Here is a 17,026-nt window from a genome sequence, read left to right on the forward strand (position 1 = left end):
CGGGCGGGTCAGCGTTCCATGCGGTCGATCTGGCGGATCTTGTTCGTCACGTCGAGCGCCGCGACCTTGTAGGACTCCGCGAGCGTCGGATAGTTGAACACCGCGTCCACCAGATAGTCGACCGTCCCGCCGCAGCCCATCACGGCCTGGCCGATGTGGATCAGTTCGGTCGCGCCGGAGCCGAAGCAGTGGACCCCCAGCAGCTTCCGGTCCCCCGGTGACACCAGCAGTTTCAGCATGCCGTGCGTGTCGCCGATGATCTGGCCCCGGGCCAGCTCCCGGTAGCGGGAGACGCCGACCTCGAACGGCACCTTCTCGTCCGTCAGCTGGTCCTCGGTCTTCCCGATGAAGCTGATCTCGGGAATGGTGTAGATCCCGATCGGCTGCAAGTGGTGCATCGCGTTCACCGGCTCGTCGCACGCGTGGTACGCGGCGGCGCGGCCCTGTTCCATGGAGGTCGCGGCCAGCGCGGGGAAGCCTATGACGTCACCGACGGCATAGATGTGCGGCACGGTGGTGCGGTAGTGCTCGTCCACGCTGATGCGCCCGCGCTTGTCGGCGCTCAGCCCCGCCTTGTCCAGGTCGAGTTCGTCCGTCAGCCCCTGGCGTCCCGCCGAGTACATCACCGCGTCGGCGGCTATCTTCTTGCCGCTCTCCAGGACGGTGAGCGTGCCGTGTTCGTGCCGCTCCACCGCCGCGACCGTCTCGCCGAACCGGAACGTCACGGCCAGGTCCCTGAGGCGGTACTTGAGCGCCTCGACCACTTCGACGTCACAGAAGTCCAGCATCCCGTCCCGCTGTTCCACCACGGTGATCTTGCTGCCGAGGGCCGCGAACATCGAGGCGTACTCCATGCCGATGACCCCCGCGCCCACGATCACCATGGACCGCGGCACGTCGGCCATGTTGAGGACACTGTCCGAGTCCATGACCGTACGGTCGTCGAACTCGACGGTCGCGGGGCGCGCCGGACGGGTGCCGGTCGCGATGACGATGTGGTCGGCGGTCAGCAGCCGGTCCTGGCCGGAGGTGTCCCGTACGGCCACGGTGTGGTCGTCCACGAACCGTCCGGTGCCCGAGAGCAGCGTGACCTGGTTCCTGGCCAGCTGATTGCGGACGACGTCGACCTCACGGCTGACCACGTGCTGCGTACGGGCCGTCAGGTCGGCGACCGTGATCTCTTCCTTGAGCCGGTAGCTCTGGCCGTACAGGTCGCGCTGGCTGAGCCCGGTGAGATAGAGCACCGCCTCGCGCAGCGTCTTGGAGGGCACCGTCCCCGTGTGGATGGAGACGCCCCCCACCATGTCGGGGCGGTCGACGACCGCCACCCGGCGACCGAGCTTGGCCGCGGCGATGGCGGCCTTCTGGCCGCCCGGTCCTGATCCGATGACCAGCATGTCGAAGTCGGGCACGGGAGGAGTCTGTCAGCCGCCCGCGCTTCCCGGAAGGGCCGGTCCGGTGCGCGGGACGGCCCCATCAATCACGGCCGGGGTCCCGGATCATGGGTACGTTTTGTCCTGTCCAGGGAGATCCAGTCACCTTCTGTGCCGATATCTTCCCGCTTGACGCCGAGACAGATCGAGGAACCCCCATGCCCGCAGTCCCCACCCGCACGCTCAACAACGGCGTCACGATCCCGCAGCTCGGATTCGGCGTCTTCCAGATCCCGCCGGAGCAGACCCGCGAGGCGACGCTCCTCGCCCTGGAGACCGGCTACCGGCACATCGACACCGCCGAGGCCTACGGGAACGAGAAGGAGGTCGGCCAGGCCGTCCGCGACTCCGGCATCGACCGGAGCGAGATCTTCGTGACCAGCAAGCTCAACGACCGGGCCCACGCGCCCGAGGACGCCCTGCGGGCCTTCGACCGGACCCTGGAGGTCCTGGACATCGGCCCGCTCGACCTCTTCCTCATCCACTGGCCGATGCCCTCCGTCGGCGACTTCGTGGAGACCTGGCACGCCATGGAGGAGATGTACCACGGCGGGCGGGTCCGGGCGGTCGGCGTCTCCAACTTCCAGCCGCACCACCTGCGCCGGCTGCTCCAGAGCAGTGTGATCGTGCCGGCCGCCAACCAGATCGAGATCCACCCCTACCTGAGCCAGGACGACGTACGGGCCTTCAACGCCGAGCACGACATCGCCACCGAGGCCTGGTCCCCGATCGCCCAGGGCAAGGTGCTCGACGACCCCACCATCACGTCCATCGCCGAGCGCCTCGGCCGCACCCCCGCCCAGGTGACCCTGCGCTGGCACATCCAGCGCGGCGACATCGTCTTCCCGAAGTCCGTCACCCGCGCACGGGTCGAGGAGAACTTCCGGCTCTTCGACTTCACCCTCACCGAGGGGGACATGGCGGAGATCTCGGCGCTCAACCGCGACGAGCGCACCGGCTTCGACCCGGACCGCTACCCCAACAACTGACTCCCCGGAGACCGACCGGCGGGGACAGCCGTACGAACATCCGGGGCGCGGGGCCCGTCGGCCGCCCCGCCAGGACGGTGTAGGACGCATGATGATTCACTGGGCCGGAGATCCGCGCCTTCGTACCCGGATGACGCGACTTCGCACACGGATGATACGGATGATGGGATAGCCAGTGATTCTGAAGACCTTCCGGTGGGCCTTCGTGGTCACCGCGCTCGGCCTGGGGCTGGGGGTCCTCTACGACGGCACGAAGGCACTGGGGATCGTCGCGATCCTGGCGGTGCTGGAGATCTCGCTGTCCTTCGACAACGCGGTGATCAACGCCGGGATCCTCAAGAAGATGAGTGCCTTCTGGCAGAAGATCTTCCTCACCATCGGTGTGCTGATCGCGGTCTTCGGCATGCGGTTGGTCTTCCCCATCCTGATCGTGTCCGTCACGGCCAAGATCGGTCCGATCGAGTCCGTACGGCTCGCCCTGAACGACAAGGACCGCTACCAGCAGCTGGTCACCGACGCCCACCCGTCGATCGCGGCCTTCGGCGGCATGTTCCTGCTGATGATCTTCCTCAACTTCATCTTCGAGGACCGGGAGATCAAGTGGCAGGCCTGGCTGGAGCGGCCGCTGGCCAAGCTCGGCCAGGTCGACATGCTCGCCGTCTGCCTCGCGCTGATCGCGCTGCTCGTCGCGTCCATGACGGTCGCCACCAGCGCCCACCAGCACGGCGGGCACCATGCCGACAAGACGTCCACGGTGCTCACCGCAGGGGTCGCGGGGCTCATCACGTATCTGATCGTCGCCGGGCTCTCCAGCTTCTTCGAGGGCCGGCTGGAGGACGAAGAGGAACGCGAGACCGAGAAGGCCGAGGCGAGCGGCGGGGCGCGCTCGGCGGCGGCCGTCACGGGCAAGGCCGCGTTCTTCATGTTCCTCTACCTGGAAGTCATCGACGCGTCGTTCTCCTTCGACGGGGTCATCGGCGCCTTCGCCATCACCAACGACATCGTGCTGCTGGCGCTGGGCCTCGGCATCGGCGCGATGTATGTCAGGTCGCTCACGGTCTTCCTCGTGCGCAAGGGCACCCTGGACGACTACGTGTACCTGGAGCACGGCGCGCACTACGCGATCGGGGCGCTCGCCGTGATCCTGATCGTCACCATCCAGTACCAGATCAGCGAACTCATCACCGGGCTCGTCGGCGTGGTCCTGATCGGCTGGTCGTTCTGGTCCTCTGTCCTCCGCAACAGGCGCCTGGAGAAGAGCGGGTCCGACGCCTGAGGCCCGCCTCCGGGCGGGCCTCCCGGACCCTTCTAACCGTCGCTCACCACGGTGAACATGCCACCGTCCGGGTCGCGCAGCGTCGCCTCCCGGCCGGTCGGCGGGGACGACGGGGGAGCGACGGCCTCGCCCCCCGCCGCGAGGGCGGCGGCCACCGCCGCGTCCACGTCGTCCACCCGGAAGGACACCTGCCAGCGCGGGCGGATCCGCGGATCGGGAGCGCTGCCCACGGCCCCGCCGCGCAGCGCGCTGACCGTGCGCTCGCCGTCCCGTACCACCACCCGGTCCTGCTCGTAGTGCACCTCCAGCCCCGGTGTCCCCTCCGGGGCCCAGTGCAGGACCTGCCCGTAGAAGATCGCGGCGGCGAAGGCGTCCCGGGTGCGCAGCTCCAGCCGCGCGGGGCCCTGCCCCTTCCCGATCGACCAGCCCGGGATGATCCTGCCCTCCCAGAGGCCGAAGACCGCCCCGTCGGGATCGGCGGCCAGCGCCCCGCGCCCGGTCTTCATCGCGAGGGGACCGACGGCGACGGTGGCGCTCCGCTCCCGGACCCGGGACGTGGCCCCGTTCACGTCGTCCACCACGAAGTACGGAGTCCAGGCGACGGCGGTCCGCAGGGTGGACGCGAGACCGCCGATCCCGGCGACGGCCTCCCCGTCGACGAGCCCGACGGAGAACTCGTCGCCCAGGGACGTCGAACGGAAGGACCAGCCGAGGACCGCGCGGTAGAACTCCTGGGCGGCGGGGAGATCGCGGGCCATCAGACTCACCCAGCAGGGCGATCCGGTGACGGCTTGAGGTGACGCCGGCATGACGCTGGTGCGCTCCATTCGTCCGGGCGGGGACGGATCGACCCCCGCCCCCGACGCATGCTCCCCACCTTGCCGCCGGACACGCTCTTACGCATGTGACGCGCCGCAGGTTCGGCGACGCCCTTGCACGGTCCCGTCAGACCGTTCCGTCACACCGTCCCGTCGAGATCCGTGGCGTAGTGGGCGATGGCCCGCCGGTACCGCTGTACGGACGGGTCCCCGCTGGTCGCGGCCAGCACCTCCAGCAGCGTCCCGGTCGCCTCGCGGTGCGCGCCCGTGTTGTACAGGGCCATCGCGAGGAACGCCCGCAGCGCCCCGTCGCCGGGATACCGCGCCACACCGAGCCGGAGCGTCTCGACGGCCTGCCCGTACCGGCCGAGCACCCGGTAGGTGGACCCGAGCCCGAGCAACGCGCCTCGGCGGTCCTCCTCGGACAGCCCGTCACCCGCCAGCGCACGTTCGTAGTACGGCACGGCCTCGGCCTCCAGCCCCAGCACGTCGTGGATCCACGCCGTCTGGTACGCCACTTCCGCGTCCTGCGGGAACCGCGCGGCGAGGTCCAGCAGCAGCGTGCGCGCCTCCTCGGGCCGGCCTTCTTCCCTGAGTCGTACGGCCCCGGACAGCGAATCGTTCCCGCTCTGCGCGCTCATGGTGACATCGTCGCAGCTCCCGGCATTGGGGTGAGCGGCCGCCAGGTCCGTTTCCGGGGAAGCGGGGCCGGGCACTCAGGCGTGCATGACCCGGGAAAGTGTTTGTGTGAAATATGACGTGACGCGCCTGGTCCTGGTGGGGCTGGTCTCCGGACTGCGCAGCCAGATGGCGGTGGCGGCCGTCGCGCTGACCACCGAGCCGGGGGAGAGCGCCCGGCCCGCGTCGTTGTTCGCGGGGGTGTGGGGCAAACGGGGCGCCGCCGCCGGGGCCGTCGGGGAACTGGTCGCGGACAAGCTGCCGTGGACCCCGAGCCGGCTGAACCCCGCCGGGATCGTCTCCCGGATGGCGTTCGGCGGGTTCGCCGCCGTCGCGCTGTCCTCGCGGGAGCCGGACGGCGCCCCGCCGGTCCTCGCCGCCGCGGTGGGGGCCGCCGCGTCCGCGGTGGGCACCCTGGCCGGTGCGTATTGGCGCCGCACGGTCGCCGGGGCGGGCCGCCCCGACTGGCCGGCGGCCCTGCTGGAGGACGCCGCCGCCGTCCTCCTGGCCTACACCGCCGTCGGACACACCGACGCGGCCCGGCACGCCGTGGCGACGGCCGCGGGAACGGCGTCGGGAGCGGTGTCAGGAGCGGTGACGGGCGCGCTCAGCCCATCGCACGGTCGAGGTTGATCGCCGAGCTGATCAGCGCGAGATGGGTGAACGCCTGGGGATAGTTGCCCAGGTGCTCACCCGTCAGCCCGATCTGCTCCGCGAACAGCCCCAGGTGGTTGGAGTAGGTGAACATCTTCTCCAGCGCCAGCCGCGCCGCCTCCACGTCCCCGGTCCTGGCCAGCGCCTCCACCCACCAGAACGAGCAGATCGAGAACGTGCCCTCGGTGCCGTCCAGCCCGTCCGGCGCCTGCTCGGGGTCGTACCGGAACACCAGGCTGTCCACCACCAGCCGGCGGCGGATGGCCTCGACCGTGGACCGGAAGCGCGGGTCCACCGGCGAGACGAACTTGACCATCGGCATCAGCAGCAGCGAGGCGTCCAGGATGTTCGCCGGCTGCTGCCCGTCGTCCGCGGAGAGCCGCTGCACGAACGTCCGCTCCTCGTCGTTCCAGCCGCGCGCCATGATCTCGTGGTAGATCCGGTCCCGGACCGCGATCCACCGGCCCAGGTCACCGGGCAGACCCCGGCGGCGCGCCATCCTGATCATGCGCTCGACCGCGACCCAGCACATCAGCCGTGAGTACGTGTGGTGCTGCTGGCCCGACCGGGTCTCCCAGATCGACTCGTCGACGGTGTTCCAGTGCTCCAGCAGCCAGTCCAGGACGACGCAGAGATCGGTCCAGCTCTCGTGCGAGATCCCGGCGCCGTACTTGTCGAACAGGTAGATGGAGTCGATCAGTTCGCCGTAGAGGTCCAGCTGCCGCTGGCCGCTCGCGTCGTTGCCCGTACGGACGGGGTACGAGCCCCGATAGCCCTCCAGGTGCCCCAGCACCTCCTCGGGCAGGTGCGCGTGGCCGTCGATCGAGTACATGACCCGCAGCGGGCCCGCCTCCCCGTCCGTAGCGTCGCGCAGCCGCTCGGTCAGCCAGTCCATGAAGGACTGCGCCTCCTGGGTGAAGCCGAGCCGCAGCAGCGCGTACAGCGAGAACGCGGCGTCGCGGATCCACACGTACCGGTAGTCCCAGTTCCGCACTCCGCCCAGCTGCTCGGGAAGCCCGAGCGTCGGCGCGGCGATCACCGCCCCCGACGGTTCGTGCGTGAGCAGCTTGAGGGTCAGCGCCGAGCGGTGGACCATCTCGCGCCAGCGGCCCGTGTAGGTGGACCGGCTCAGCCAGCGCCGCCAGAAGGCGACCGTCGCCGTGAACAGCTCGTCGGCGGCCGCCGCCTCGACCGTGCCCGTGGGCCGGTCGTTGGACTCGTTGGGCTCGGTGGGCCCGGTGGTCTCGGCGGACGTCTCCAGCACGAACAGCGCCGTCTCGCCCTCCCCGAGGACGAACTCGCCGAACGCGTCGGTGTCGTCCAGCTCCAGATCCACGCTCGCCCGCACCGACACGGTGAGCGTGTCGCCGCTGAACCGCACCCCCTCCGGGATCCGCTCCAGCCGGTGCTCGTCGCGTCCGTAGTTCATCCGGGGCGCGATCCGCACCGACATGAACATCCCACCGCGGATGTTCACCACCCGCCGCACCAGCCGCTGCCGGTGGGCGGAGTCGTTCTCCCGCAGGACCGGCATGAAGTCCTGGATCTCCACGATGCCGTCCACCGTGAACATGCGGGTGATCAGGATGTTCGTGTCCGGGAAGTAGAACTGGTGCCGGTCCACCACCTCGCACACCGGCGCGATCTCCCAGAAGCCGCCGCGCCGGACGTCCAGCAGGGACGCGAAGACACTGGGGGAGTCGAAGCGGGGCGCGCAGAACCAGTCGACCCGGCCGTCCGTGCCCACCAGCGCGGCGGTGCGCAGATCACCGATCAGACCGTGGTCGGCGATCGGGAGGTAGTCCTCGCTCCGGTCGTCGGGACGCTCCGCGGAGCGCTGCCCGGCAGCTCTCCACGGCCCCTCCGCCCCGGTGTCCTGATCGTCGCGGTTCATCCCGTCGAGTCTTGCCCACCGGCCGCGCTCCCGCATGTCGGAGGCGGCCGGCGGGTCCTCCTCGGAGGCCGGGGCGCGTCAGGGGCGGTAGACGCGCAGATACGCGACCTCGTACGACATCGTGTCCACGGACGGTTCGGGGGCCGGGTGGAAGGCGCCGGCGCAGACGGAGAGGTTCACGATGAGATACGCGCGCCAGAACCACCCCACGCCCCGGTTGTCGGCGAAGACCCGTACCCCGTTGACCCACCAGACGACCGACCACCTCCGGAACTCGACCCGCAGGTCCACCCACGCGCCGGGCGCGATCGCCGCATCGGTGAAGTAGCGCTGTCCGCCCCGGACATGGTTGGTCAGCTCCAGCAGATCGGGGTTGTCCGGGTGGTACTCGAAGACATCGATCTCGTTCCCGCCGTCCCGCCAGGTCCAGATCGCGGGCCACGCGCCGATCTCGGCCGGCAGCCGTACACGCGCCTCCAGGACGTCGCCCGTACGGACCATGAACCCGTCCTCGCTGCCCTCCGTGGTGAGCAGGCCCGTGTCCCAGTAGCCGTCGCTCCTGCGGGACGCGCGGAAGACCCCGTCGCGGCTGAACTCCGCGTCGGGGGATAGGTGGTCGAGCTTGTTGTCGCCGGGATTGGTGGGCCCGCCGTTCGGATAGGCCCACGAGCGGCCCGCGACCCACTGGTCGGTCGAGGAGAAGTCGGCGGTGAAGACCGGCGGCGCTCCGGGGCGCGAGGGCACCGGTCCGGTGGGCACCGGCCCCGGAGGCTTCGGACGCGCCGGGTCCTGGGACACCGGACCGGGTGGTCCGCCCCTCGGTCCCGGCACCCGGCCGAGCTTCTCGGCGAGCCATTCCACGAACGGGGATCCACGCTGTCCCATCGCATCCCTTTCACCGGTACCGACGGTGTACGGCCTGGCAGCGTAGGGAGCATGAGGGCCGTACGGGCAGTGACATGGCGTCACTCAAGGTAATGGTACGTTCACCGAGGGCGACCGATCAAGGGTGGGGCGACCGTGGAGGCGGAGAAGGGGGACAGGACGCGGGCCGGGAGCCGGGTGAAGCGGATGGTGTCGTGGAACGTCCGGGGCCCGGTCTCGTACAGCAAGCCCACCGCCCCCGGGCCGGTTTGCGCCAGGTCCGAGTAACCGGCGCGGTCCTCCGACACCGTCCACACGGGCCGCCACGACCGGCCCCCGTCGCCGCTCGCCCGCACCTGCATCCGCACCCGGGCGCGCGGATCCGCCGGTCCCGAGTACAACAGCGGTCCCCTGCCCGGCAGTCCGGACGCGAGCAGCACGCTCCCCTGGACGACCGGGCCCGCGATCAGGGGCTGCGGCCGGAACGGTACGGAGAGGGTGAGCCCGCCGTCGGAGCTGTAGGCGTCGGCGCGGGCCTCGTCCGGTCTGCGGCTGTGGTCACGGGAGTTGACGTACACCAGGCCGTTGGGCAGTTCGGCGAGGGTGCTCTCGTTCAGCTGGACGGGCCCGCCGGCCGAGCCGGCCACAAAACCGACGTGCCAGGTCACTCCGCCGTCGTCGCTGTAGAGGGAGTGCGCGCCGCTGCGTCCCGTACGGCCCGACGTGTGGTTCGCGGGGATCAGCAGCCTTCCCCGGTGCGCGCCCCTGCGCAGGGCCACCGCGTGCCCGGGGCCGACCGCGTACCACCGCCAGTCCGCGGGCTTGACCGTGTCGGTGAGGTCGCGCTGCGGCGTCCACGTCGCGCCGCCGTCGGCGCTGCGCTGGACGTACACGCGGCGGGTCGACGCGGGCGCCGCGCCCGTCGTCACCTGGCGGCGGCTCGCCCCGCTGATCGTCCGGCAGCTGAGCAGCACCACGTCGCCGCTCGCCGGATCGATCACCGGTACGGGGTTGCCCGCGGTGTCGGCGCCCGCGTCGGCCACCACCTGGAGCGGCCCCCAGGTGCATCCGCCGTCGAAGGAGCGCCGCAGGACCAGATCGATGTCACCGTCGTCGGCGGACGAACGCCGCCGCCCCTCGGCGAAGGCGAGCAGGGCGCCGCCGGGCACCTGCAGGGCGGCGGGGATGCGGAAGGTGAAGTAACCCGACTGGCCGGATCGGTACGGCACGGAGGTCGCGCACGCGGCGGGCGTCGACGCGGCGGCGGACGGCACCTGGACCGCCGCGGGACCCGCGGCGAGGGACAGCAGCACCGCCAGGAACCGGCGACCGGTCCCGGCTCCGGTGGGGGTGCCGAAGGTACGGACTCTCATCTCATCCTCGTTCTGTACGGATATGTGAGGTATGACGAGATGAAAGTAGAGGGCCGACAGGTCAGCCGGCCGGACCGCCATGCACGGCGGGAGCGGCCGCGCACGGCGCGGGCTCCGGGGGCGGGGGCGTGTCCGGTGCCGCCCGCTTCGGGCGCTTGCGGCGCGTCAGCGGTCGTTCGATCAGGTAGTACGACGCCGTGGCTGCCGCGAAGGAGGCCGCGAGGGTGGCCGGGGTGTGCCAGGTGCCGACCCCCAGCCCGGCCAGCAGCCGCCCGAGGGGGTAGTGCCAGAGATAGAGGGCGTAGCTCAGGTTGCGCCCGACCCAGACGAGCGGCGCGACGGACAGCACCCGGGCCAGCGGGGAGCGCGGGGACAGGTCGAGCGCCGCCAGGATCGTGGCCGTCAGGACAGCGGTGACCAGGAAACCGACGGTGTACAGCGGCACGGTCCACGCCCCCGCGTGGGTGCTCGGGATGTACCACACGAGAAGGCCCAGCACCCCCAGCGCCGGCCAGGCCAGCCGGCCCGACCAGCGCCGCAGCGCGGCCAGCCGCCGGTCCTCCGCGTGCAGCCGGGCCACCACGATCGCCAGGAGCGCCCCGGCGAGCAGCTGGTCCGCGCGGGTGTCGGTGCCGTTGTAGATGCGGTGGGCCGCGCTCGGGTCCCACAGGTACCACCGCCAGAACACCGGCAGCAGGCACAGCCCGCCCGCCGCGACCAGGACCGTCCGCGGCCTGACCCACCGCAGGAGGACCACCAGGACCGGCGGCCAGAGCAGGTAGAACTGCTCTTCCACCCCCAGTGACCAGGTGTGCGCGAGGAGTGTGGTGTCGTCCGAGTACGCGCCGGGCTGTCCCGCCCGGACGATGTTGACCAGGAACGCGGCGGACAGCCCGATCGACGCCCAGGCGTTGTCGAAGCCGGGCAGACCGGTGGTGAGGGCCAGCACGGCGCACACCGCGCACAGCGCCAGCAGCGCGGGCACCAGCCGCAGCCAGCGGCGCCGGTAGAACGGGCCCATGGCCACGGACCCGCTGCGGGCGAACTCGGCCAGCAGCAGCCGGGTGATGACAAACCCGCTGATGGTGAAGAAGACGTCCACACCGAAGGCACCGCCCGGCAGGAGGTCCGCGTCCAGGTGGTAGACCATGACCACCGCGACGGCGAGCGCCCGCAGCCCGTCCACCCCGTCGATCCGCCCGCCGGTCAGCGCCGAGGGAAAGCCGTGCCCGGCACGGCGCCCGACCTGGACGGGCACCACCCCCAGGGTGCCGGTCCCGCCCGATCTGTCCGTTCCTGTCCTGGTCGCCGGGGCTGTTCGAATGCTGTCCACTCCCAGCCGCTGCCCACAAACCGATCCCGCACGCGATCCTCATGGACATCTCAGGTTGCTTCACCGAAGACTCACAAACGGCGCCGGCGGGGGTCGACGGCGTAATGTGGGGAGTCGATCACGCCGCCGGCCTCGACCGGGCGGTGCTTCGCGCGGAGCTGCCGGCAGAGCAGGGGTGGTGCGGTGTCATGGTGAATCCGACGATCTTGACCGTGGACGACGATCCGGCGGTCTCCCGAGCGGTCGCCCGCGACATCCGGCGCCGTTACGGCGACCGGTACCGGGTGGTGCGCGCCATCTCGGGAGCGGACGCCCTGGAAGCGCTGCGCGAGATAAAGCTGCGCGGCGAACAACTCGCGATCATGCTCGCCGACTACCGCATGCCCCAGATGAACGGCCTGGAGTTCCTCGAAGCGGCGATGGACCTCTTCCCGCGCGCCCGGCGCGTGCTCCTGACGGCGTATGCCGACACCGGCGCGGCCATCGACGCGATCAACGTGGTCGATCTCGACCACTACCTCCTCAAGCCGTGGAACCCGCCGGAGGAACACCTCTACCCGGTGATCGACACCCTGCTGGACGCCTGGCTCGCCACCCCCGACCCGACGGCCACCGAGATCCGCGTGGTGGGACACCGCTGGTCGGCGCCGTCGTTCGCCGTACGCGACTTCCTCGCCCGGAACCTGGTCCCCTACCGCTGGCTCCAGGCGGACGAGCCCGAGGGCGAGCGGCTGCTGGCCGCCGCCGGGGCCACCGCCGCCGACGTGCCGCTGGTCGTCACGTCCGACGGCACGTCGCTGCTGGCGCCGGCCGACGGCGAGCTGGCCGCGCACGTCGGGCTGAGCACCACACCGACGTCCGACTTCTACGACCTCGTCGTGGTGGGCGGCGGCCCCGCCGGACTCGGCGCCGCCGTCTACGGCGCTTCCGAGGGCCTGCGTACGGTCCTCGTCGAGCGCGCCGCGACCGGCGGCCAGGCCGGCCAGAGCAGCCGTATCGAGAACTACCTCGGCTTCCCGGACGGCGTGTCGGGATCGCAGCTCACCGACCGGGCCCGCCGCCAGGCGCTGAAGTTCGGGGCCGAGATCCTCAGCACCCGCGAGGTCACCGGCATGGAGGCCGCCGGCTCCGGGCGGGTGCTGCACTTCGGCGAGGGCGCCTCCATCACCGCGCACACGGTGGTGCTGGCCACCGGGGTCTCGTACCGGAGGCTCGACGCGCCGGGCCTGGAGGAGTTCGCCGGCGCCGGGGTCTTCTACGGGGCCGCCGTCACCGAGGCGCCCACCTGCAAGGGCCAGGAGGTCTACATGGTGGGCGGCGCCAACTCCGCGGGCCAGGCGGCCGTCCACTTCTCCCGCTACGCGGACCGGGTGCACATGCTGGTCCGGGGCGGTGACCTGAGACGGTCGATGTCCAGCTATCTGATCGACCAGATCGAGGCCATCGACAACATCGTCCTGCACCCGTGGACCGAGGTGGTCGACGGCAAGGGCGACGGTCACCTCCAGCAGCTGACCCTCCGGGACACCCGGTCGGGCGCGACCGACACCGTCAGTACGTCGTGGCTGTTCGTCTTCATCGGCGCCGAGCCGCGTACGGAGTGGCTGGACGGTGTGGTGGTCCGCGACGAGCTGGGCTTCGTGGTCACAGGACCCGACCTGCTCGCCGGCGGACAGCGGCCGGCCGACTGGACGCTGCCCAGGGACCCGTACCACCTGGAGTGCAGCATTCCCGGGGTCTTCGCCGCCGGTGACGTCCGCGCGGCATCTCTCAAGCGCGTCGCGTCCGCCGTGGGTGACGGCGCGATGGCCATCTCGCTGGTCCATCGCTACATGGAGGCACAGTGACGTCTTCAGAGACTTCAGAGCATTCCTCGTCCTCGGAGCATTCTTCCGACACGCCGGCCGGTGCCCCCGAGGAACGGCTGAGCCCGGCGGAACTGCGCACGCTCTTCCTCTTCGAGGCGCTGGACGACGGGCAACTGGCCTGGCTCTCCGAGCGGGGCAGGGTGGAGAGGCGGGACGGCGGCACCGCCGTCTACCAGGAGGGCGAGCCGGCCACCTGCTTCTTCGTCCTGCTGAGCGGCGCGATCACCCTCAACCGGCGGCTGCACGGCGACGACATCGAGGTCACCAGGACCGACCAGCGCGGCGTCTACAGCGGCGCCATGCAGGCCTACCTCGGCGACCGCGTGGACCAGGTGTACGGCAACACCATGCGGGCCGTGAGCGACGTGGAGCTGTTCGTCCTGTCGGCGGACGACTTCACCACCGCGATCCGGACGTGGTTCCCGATGGCACTCCATCTCCTGGAGGGGCTGTTCTTCGGCTCGCGCGCGGCCAACATGATCGTGGGGGAGCGGGAGCGGCTGGTCGCCCTCGGATCGTTGTCCGCCGGCCTCACCCATGAACTCAACAACCCGGCCGCGGCGGCCGTGCGGGCCACCGAGGCCCTGCGCGAGCGGGTGGCGGGGATGCGCCACAAGCTGGCCATGATCGCCGACGGCCGGCTGGACGGCAGCCGGCTGCGCGGCCTGGTCGAGCTCCAGGACGCCGCGGTCAAGCAGGCCGCCGCCGCGACCCCGCTGCCCGCGCTCGCCGCCGCCGACGCGGAGGACGTCATCGGCGACTGGCTGGACGAGCAGGGCGTGAGCAGCGCCTGGGACCTGGCGCCCGCGCTGGTCGCCGGCGGCATCGAGGTGCCCTGGCTGGCCACGGTCGCCGACGCGGTCGGCGCGGAACACCTGGAGTCGGCGGTCCGCTGGCTCGCGTACACCATCGACGCCGAGCTGCTGATGGGCGAGATCGACGACGCCGTGACCCGCGTCTCCGACCTGGTCGGGGCGGCGAAGCAGTACTCCCAGCTGGACCGGGCGCCCCAGCAGCCCGTCGACGTGCACACCCTGCTCGACGCCACGCTGACCATGCTGCGCGCGAAGATCCCGACCGGGGTACGGGTGGTCAAGGAGTACGACCGCGACCTGCCGCCCATCCCCGCGTTCGGCGCCGAGCTGAACCAGGTGTGGACCAACCTGATCGACAACGCCGTCTACGCGATGGGCGGGCGGGGCACGCTCACGTTGCGTACGTGGGGTGAGGTCGACCGGCTGATCGTGGAGATCGGCGACACCGGCTCCGGGATCCCGGACGAGGTCAGGCCGCGCATCTTCGAGCCCTTCTTCTCCACCAAGGCGGTGGGCGAGGGGACGGGCCTCGGGCTGGACATCTCGTACCGCATCGTCGTCAACAAGCACCACGGGGACATCCGGGTGGACTCGCGGCCGGGGGACACCCGGTTCCAGATCTGCCTGCCGATGACCGCCGACCCGGAATGGGACACTTCGGCGTCCCGGTGACGAAGTTCAGGAGTAGGGCCTCGTGAAGAGCGGCCGCGGCGACGCCGTGCGCATCAGGCGGGCCACGGCCCGGGACGCCCGGCGCCTCACCCGGATCGTCCGGTCCTCCCGCGCCTACGAGGGACCGTACGCGCCGATGATCGCCGGCTACCGGATCGGCCCCGACTACATCGAGACGCACGAGGTCTTCGTGGCGGTCGAGGCGGCGGGGAGCCCCACGGGAGGCGACAACTCCGAGCGGGTGCTCGGTTTCTACGCCCTCCTGGTCACCGCGGCCGAGCTGGACCTGATGTTCGTCGCCGACGACGCCCAGGGGCGCGGCATCGGCCGCCTGCTGGTCGCGCATCTGACGGACCGGGCCCGCGAAGCGGGGCTGACCGGGGTACGGGTGGTCGCGCATCCGCCCTCGGAGGGCTTCTACCTCAGGGTGGGGGCGGGACGAACCGGTACGGAGTACGCCCGTCCGCCGGCCGTAATGTGGGACCGGCCCGAGATGATCCTCCCGGTCCCCTGACGGACCCCTGGACAGACTCGTGAACGCGGGGTGGCGCAACTGCCTTGGTGGCCCGTCGAGTTCACGCGGACCGCGTTCGAGAGTATTGGTCCATACCAAAGCCTTGACATGGGGTGGGTTCACTTCTTAAATCACGAACGAGCCTTGCCGCCCTGCCCGGGGCGGCGCATTCCCCGGCCGTCGTGCTGTGAACGCCTGTCATATACATGATAGGTCGCTGACCGGCGCGACCTCACCCCCCATGTCGGCAGAAGAAGGGATCATCCCCGGATGACCATAGACAGGGTCCGCGCGAGAAACGTCGGCCTCCGACTCCTCGCGCTCGTCGCCGTGCTGTTCGGCCTGACCGCCGCTCCCGCCGCCCACGGAGCCGAACAGAAGGCCGCCGCGGCCCCGTACAAGGTGCTGGCGTTCTATAACGGCACCTGGGACGACGCGCACATCAGCTTCGTACGGGAAGCCAACACCTGGTTCCCCCAGCAGGCCGCCGCCAACAACTTCACGTACACGGCGACCACCAACTGGGACCAGCTCAACAACATCACCAAGGACCAGTACCAGGTCGTCCTCTTCCTCGACGACGCCCCGCAGGGCGCCTCCCAGCGGGCCGGGTTCGAGCGGTACATCCGCAGCGGCGGCGCCTGGATGGGCTTCCACGTCTCCGCCTTCACCACCAACGCGGGCGCCTGGTCCTGGTACTACAACGACTTCCTCGGCTCCGGCAACTTCAAGTCCAACACCTGGGGACCCACCACGGCGACCATCAAGGTCGACGACCGTACGCACCCCACCACCGTCGGCCTGCCCGGCACCTTCACCTCGTCGGTCAGCGAGTGGTACAGCTGGACCAACAACCTGCGCACCCGCCCGGGCATCAAGGTCCTTTCCTCGGTCGACCCGGTCAGCTTCCCGCTCGGCACGGACCCCAATCAGTCCTGGTACAGCGGTGACTACCCGATCACGTGGACCAACACCAACTACAAGATGATCTACGCCAACTTCGGGCACAACGCCATGAACTACAGCACGGGTCAGACCCTGTCCTCCACGTTCGGCAGCGCCACCCAGAACCGCTTCGTGCTCGACAGCCTCAAGTGGCTGGGCACGGGCGAGGGCGGCACCACCAACCCGCCGGGACCCATCAACGAGAACGCCTGGTACTCCCTCGTCAACAGCGGTAACAACCTCTGCGTCGACGCCCGCGCGGCGGCCACCGCCAACGGCACCGTGATCCAGCAGTACACCTGCAACAGCACGCAGGCCCAGCAGTACCAGGTCCGCGCCACCGACGGCGGGTTCTCCCGCATCGGCCCGCGCGCCAACGCCGCACAGGCCATCGACGTCACCAACGTGTCGACCGCCGACAACGCCGCGCTCCAGCTGTGGAGTTACAGCGGCGGTACGAACCAGCAGTGGCAGGCGGTGGCCGAGACCGGGGGCCGCTTCCACTTCACTGCCCGGCACAGCGGGAAGTGCCTGAGCGCTCCCGACACCGCCACCATCGGGACCGGTCTGGTCCAGCGCGCCTGCAACGGATCGGCCGCCCAGTCGTTCCAGCTCGTCCAGCAGCCGTAACACACTCCGGCCGCACCACACCCCCGGGCCGACCGGGGGACAGCCGGGCCGGTGAAGCGGCCCGCCGGGATCGTCCGGCGGGCCGCTTCGTCCTACCCCCCGCTTCGTCCTACCCCCGGCCTCGTCCGTCCCCCGGCCCGTCCGATGACTCCATCCGGGCCCATCTGCCGGCCCCCGAGGTGTCGGCGCCGTGCTCGTCCGCCCCGGTGGGGCAGGTTTCCCCTGAGCGCCCGCGCCGGCCCGGCACCGGACCGCTCACGAGGCGGTCCG

The 17,026-nt window shown here is 70.8% G+C and carries 14 protein-coding genes; 7 read left to right on the forward strand and 7 right to left on the reverse strand.

Annotation, left to right across the window (positions count from 1 at the left end; all coding sequences use genetic code 11):
• Nucleotides 1-8: 8 nt before the first annotated feature.
• Nucleotides 9-1,412: a Si-specific NAD(P)(+) transhydrogenase gene (sthA, locus tag ACIO1C_RS12650; RefSeq protein WP_401861825.1), complete on the reverse strand. Its 1,404-nt coding sequence runs from the start codon at nt 1,410-1,412 to the stop codon at nt 9-11.
• A gap of 179 nt (nt 1,413-1,591) precedes the next feature.
• Between sthA and ACIO1C_RS12655 the strand changes: the two genes are divergently transcribed.
• Both ACIO1C_RS12655 and ACIO1C_RS12660 read left to right on the forward strand, forming a co-directional pair.
• Nucleotides 1,592-2,422, forward strand: a complete 831-nt coding sequence (locus tag ACIO1C_RS12655) for an aldo/keto reductase (RefSeq protein ID WP_401861828.1) — start codon at nt 1,592-1,594, stop codon at nt 2,420-2,422.
• Between the two features lie 175 nt (nt 2,423-2,597).
• Nucleotides 2,598-3,698 carry a DUF475 domain-containing protein gene (locus ACIO1C_RS12660; RefSeq protein WP_401861831.1) on the forward strand — a complete coding sequence of 367 codons (1,101 nt, stop codon included), beginning with the start codon at nt 2,598-2,600 and terminating at the stop codon, nt 3,696-3,698.
• A gap of 32 nt (nt 3,699-3,730) precedes the next feature.
• Here ACIO1C_RS12660 and ACIO1C_RS12665 read toward each other — a convergent pair whose 3' ends face one another.
• The gene (locus ACIO1C_RS12665) at nt 3,731-4,456 is read right to left on the reverse strand and encodes a VOC family protein (RefSeq protein WP_401861834.1); all 726 of its coding nucleotides are present in this window, start codon (nt 4,454-4,456) and stop codon (nt 3,731-3,733) included.
• A gap of 200 nt (nt 4,457-4,656) precedes the next feature.
• Complete coding sequence (locus ACIO1C_RS12670; RefSeq protein ID WP_401861836.1) at nt 4,657-5,157, reverse strand: tetratricopeptide repeat protein; 501 nt, start codon at nt 5,155-5,157, stop codon at nt 4,657-4,659.
• A gap of 106 nt (nt 5,158-5,263) precedes the next feature.
• Between ACIO1C_RS12670 and ACIO1C_RS12675 the strand changes: the two genes are divergently transcribed.
• Entirely contained in the window at nt 5,264-5,827 is a 564-nt protein-coding gene (locus ACIO1C_RS12675; protein WP_401861839.1) for a hypothetical protein, read from the forward strand.
• On the opposite strand, the gene ACIO1C_RS12680 is transcribed toward ACIO1C_RS12675, so the two are convergent.
• The 4 genes from ACIO1C_RS12680 to ACIO1C_RS12695 form a co-directional block, all read right to left on the reverse strand.
• A complete protein-coding gene (locus ACIO1C_RS12680) occupies nt 5,802-7,742 on the reverse strand; it encodes a glycoside hydrolase family 15 protein (protein ID WP_401861842.1) in 1,941 nt (646 codons plus the stop codon). The genes ACIO1C_RS12675 and ACIO1C_RS12680 overlap by 26 nt on opposite strands.
• A gap of 78 nt (nt 7,743-7,820) precedes the next feature.
• On the reverse strand, nt 7,821-8,627 hold the full coding sequence (locus ACIO1C_RS12685; protein ID WP_401861844.1) for a beta-glucanase: 807 nt from the start codon (nt 8,625-8,627) through the stop codon (nt 7,821-7,823).
• Nucleotides 8,628-8,728: 101 nt separating this feature from the next.
• Nucleotides 8,729-9,979, reverse strand: a complete 1,251-nt coding sequence (locus ACIO1C_RS12690) for an exo-alpha-sialidase (RefSeq protein WP_401861847.1) — start codon at nt 9,977-9,979, stop codon at nt 8,729-8,731.
• 61 nt (nt 9,980-10,040) lie between these two features.
• The gene (locus ACIO1C_RS12695) at nt 10,041-11,237 is read right to left on the reverse strand and encodes an acyltransferase family protein (RefSeq protein ID WP_401861850.1); all 1,197 of its coding nucleotides are present in this window, start codon (nt 11,235-11,237) and stop codon (nt 10,041-10,043) included.
• Nucleotides 11,238-11,500: 263 nt separating this feature from the next.
• Here ACIO1C_RS12695 and ACIO1C_RS12700 point away from each other — a divergent pair, with 263 nt between their 5' ends.
• The 4 genes from ACIO1C_RS12700 to ACIO1C_RS12715 all read left to right on the forward strand — a co-directional run bounded on the left by ACIO1C_RS12700 (nt 11,501) and on the right by ACIO1C_RS12715 (nt 16,756).
• On the forward strand, nt 11,501-13,159 hold the full coding sequence (locus ACIO1C_RS12700; protein ID WP_401861853.1) for an FAD-dependent oxidoreductase: 1,659 nt from the start codon (nt 11,501-11,503) through the stop codon (nt 13,157-13,159).
• A gap of 77 nt (nt 13,160-13,236) precedes the next feature.
• Nucleotides 13,237-14,667: an ATP-binding protein gene (locus ACIO1C_RS12705; protein ID WP_401862188.1), complete on the forward strand. Its 1,431-nt coding sequence runs from the start codon at nt 13,237-13,239 to the stop codon at nt 14,665-14,667.
• 22 nt (nt 14,668-14,689) lie between these two features.
• Nucleotides 14,690-15,181: a GNAT family N-acetyltransferase gene (locus ACIO1C_RS12710; protein ID WP_401861855.1), complete on the forward strand. Its 492-nt coding sequence runs from the start codon at nt 14,690-14,692 to the stop codon at nt 15,179-15,181.
• Nucleotides 15,182-15,451: 270 nt separating this feature from the next.
• Nucleotides 15,452-16,756, forward strand: a complete 1,305-nt coding sequence (locus ACIO1C_RS12715) for a ThuA domain-containing protein (RefSeq protein ID WP_401861857.1) — start codon at nt 15,452-15,454, stop codon at nt 16,754-16,756.
• The last annotated feature ends 270 nt before the right edge of the window (nt 16,757-17,026 follow it).

Origin of the sequence: Streptomyces sp. NPDC087420 (assembly GCF_044744165.1) — a bacterium.
Classification (GTDB): domain Bacteria; phylum Actinomycetota; class Actinomycetes; order Streptomycetales; family Streptomycetaceae; genus Streptomyces.

What these genes read in the sequence shown, in the direction of transcription:
- ACIO1C_RS12670 (WP_401861836.1), bottom strand. Translation starts at nt 5,157, where the DNA reads ATGAGCGCGCAGAGCGGGAACGATTCGCTGTCCGGGGCCGTACGACTC.
- ACIO1C_RS12690 (WP_401861847.1), bottom strand. Translation starts at nt 9,979, where the DNA reads ATGAGAGTCCGTACCTTCGGCACCCCCACCGGAGCCGGGACCGGTCGC.
- ACIO1C_RS12715 (WP_401861857.1), top strand. Translation starts at nt 15,452, where the DNA reads ATGACCATAGACAGGGTCCGCGCGAGAAACGTCGGCCTCCGACTCCTC.
- ACIO1C_RS12665 (WP_401861834.1), bottom strand. Translation starts at nt 4,456, where the DNA reads ATGGCCCGCGATCTCCCCGCCGCCCAGGAGTTCTACCGCGCGGTCCTC.
- ACIO1C_RS12685 (WP_401861844.1), bottom strand. Translation starts at nt 8,627, where the DNA reads ATGGGACAGCGTGGATCCCCGTTCGTGGAATGGCTCGCCGAGAAGCTC.
- ACIO1C_RS12655 (WP_401861828.1), top strand. Translation starts at nt 1,592, where the DNA reads ATGCCCGCAGTCCCCACCCGCACGCTCAACAACGGCGTCACGATCCCG.
- ACIO1C_RS12700 (WP_401861853.1), top strand. Translation starts at nt 11,501, where the DNA reads ATGGTGAATCCGACGATCTTGACCGTGGACGACGATCCGGCGGTCTCC.
- ACIO1C_RS12680 (WP_401861842.1), bottom strand. Translation starts at nt 7,742, where the DNA reads ATGAACCGCGACGATCAGGACACCGGGGCGGAGGGGCCGTGGAGAGCT.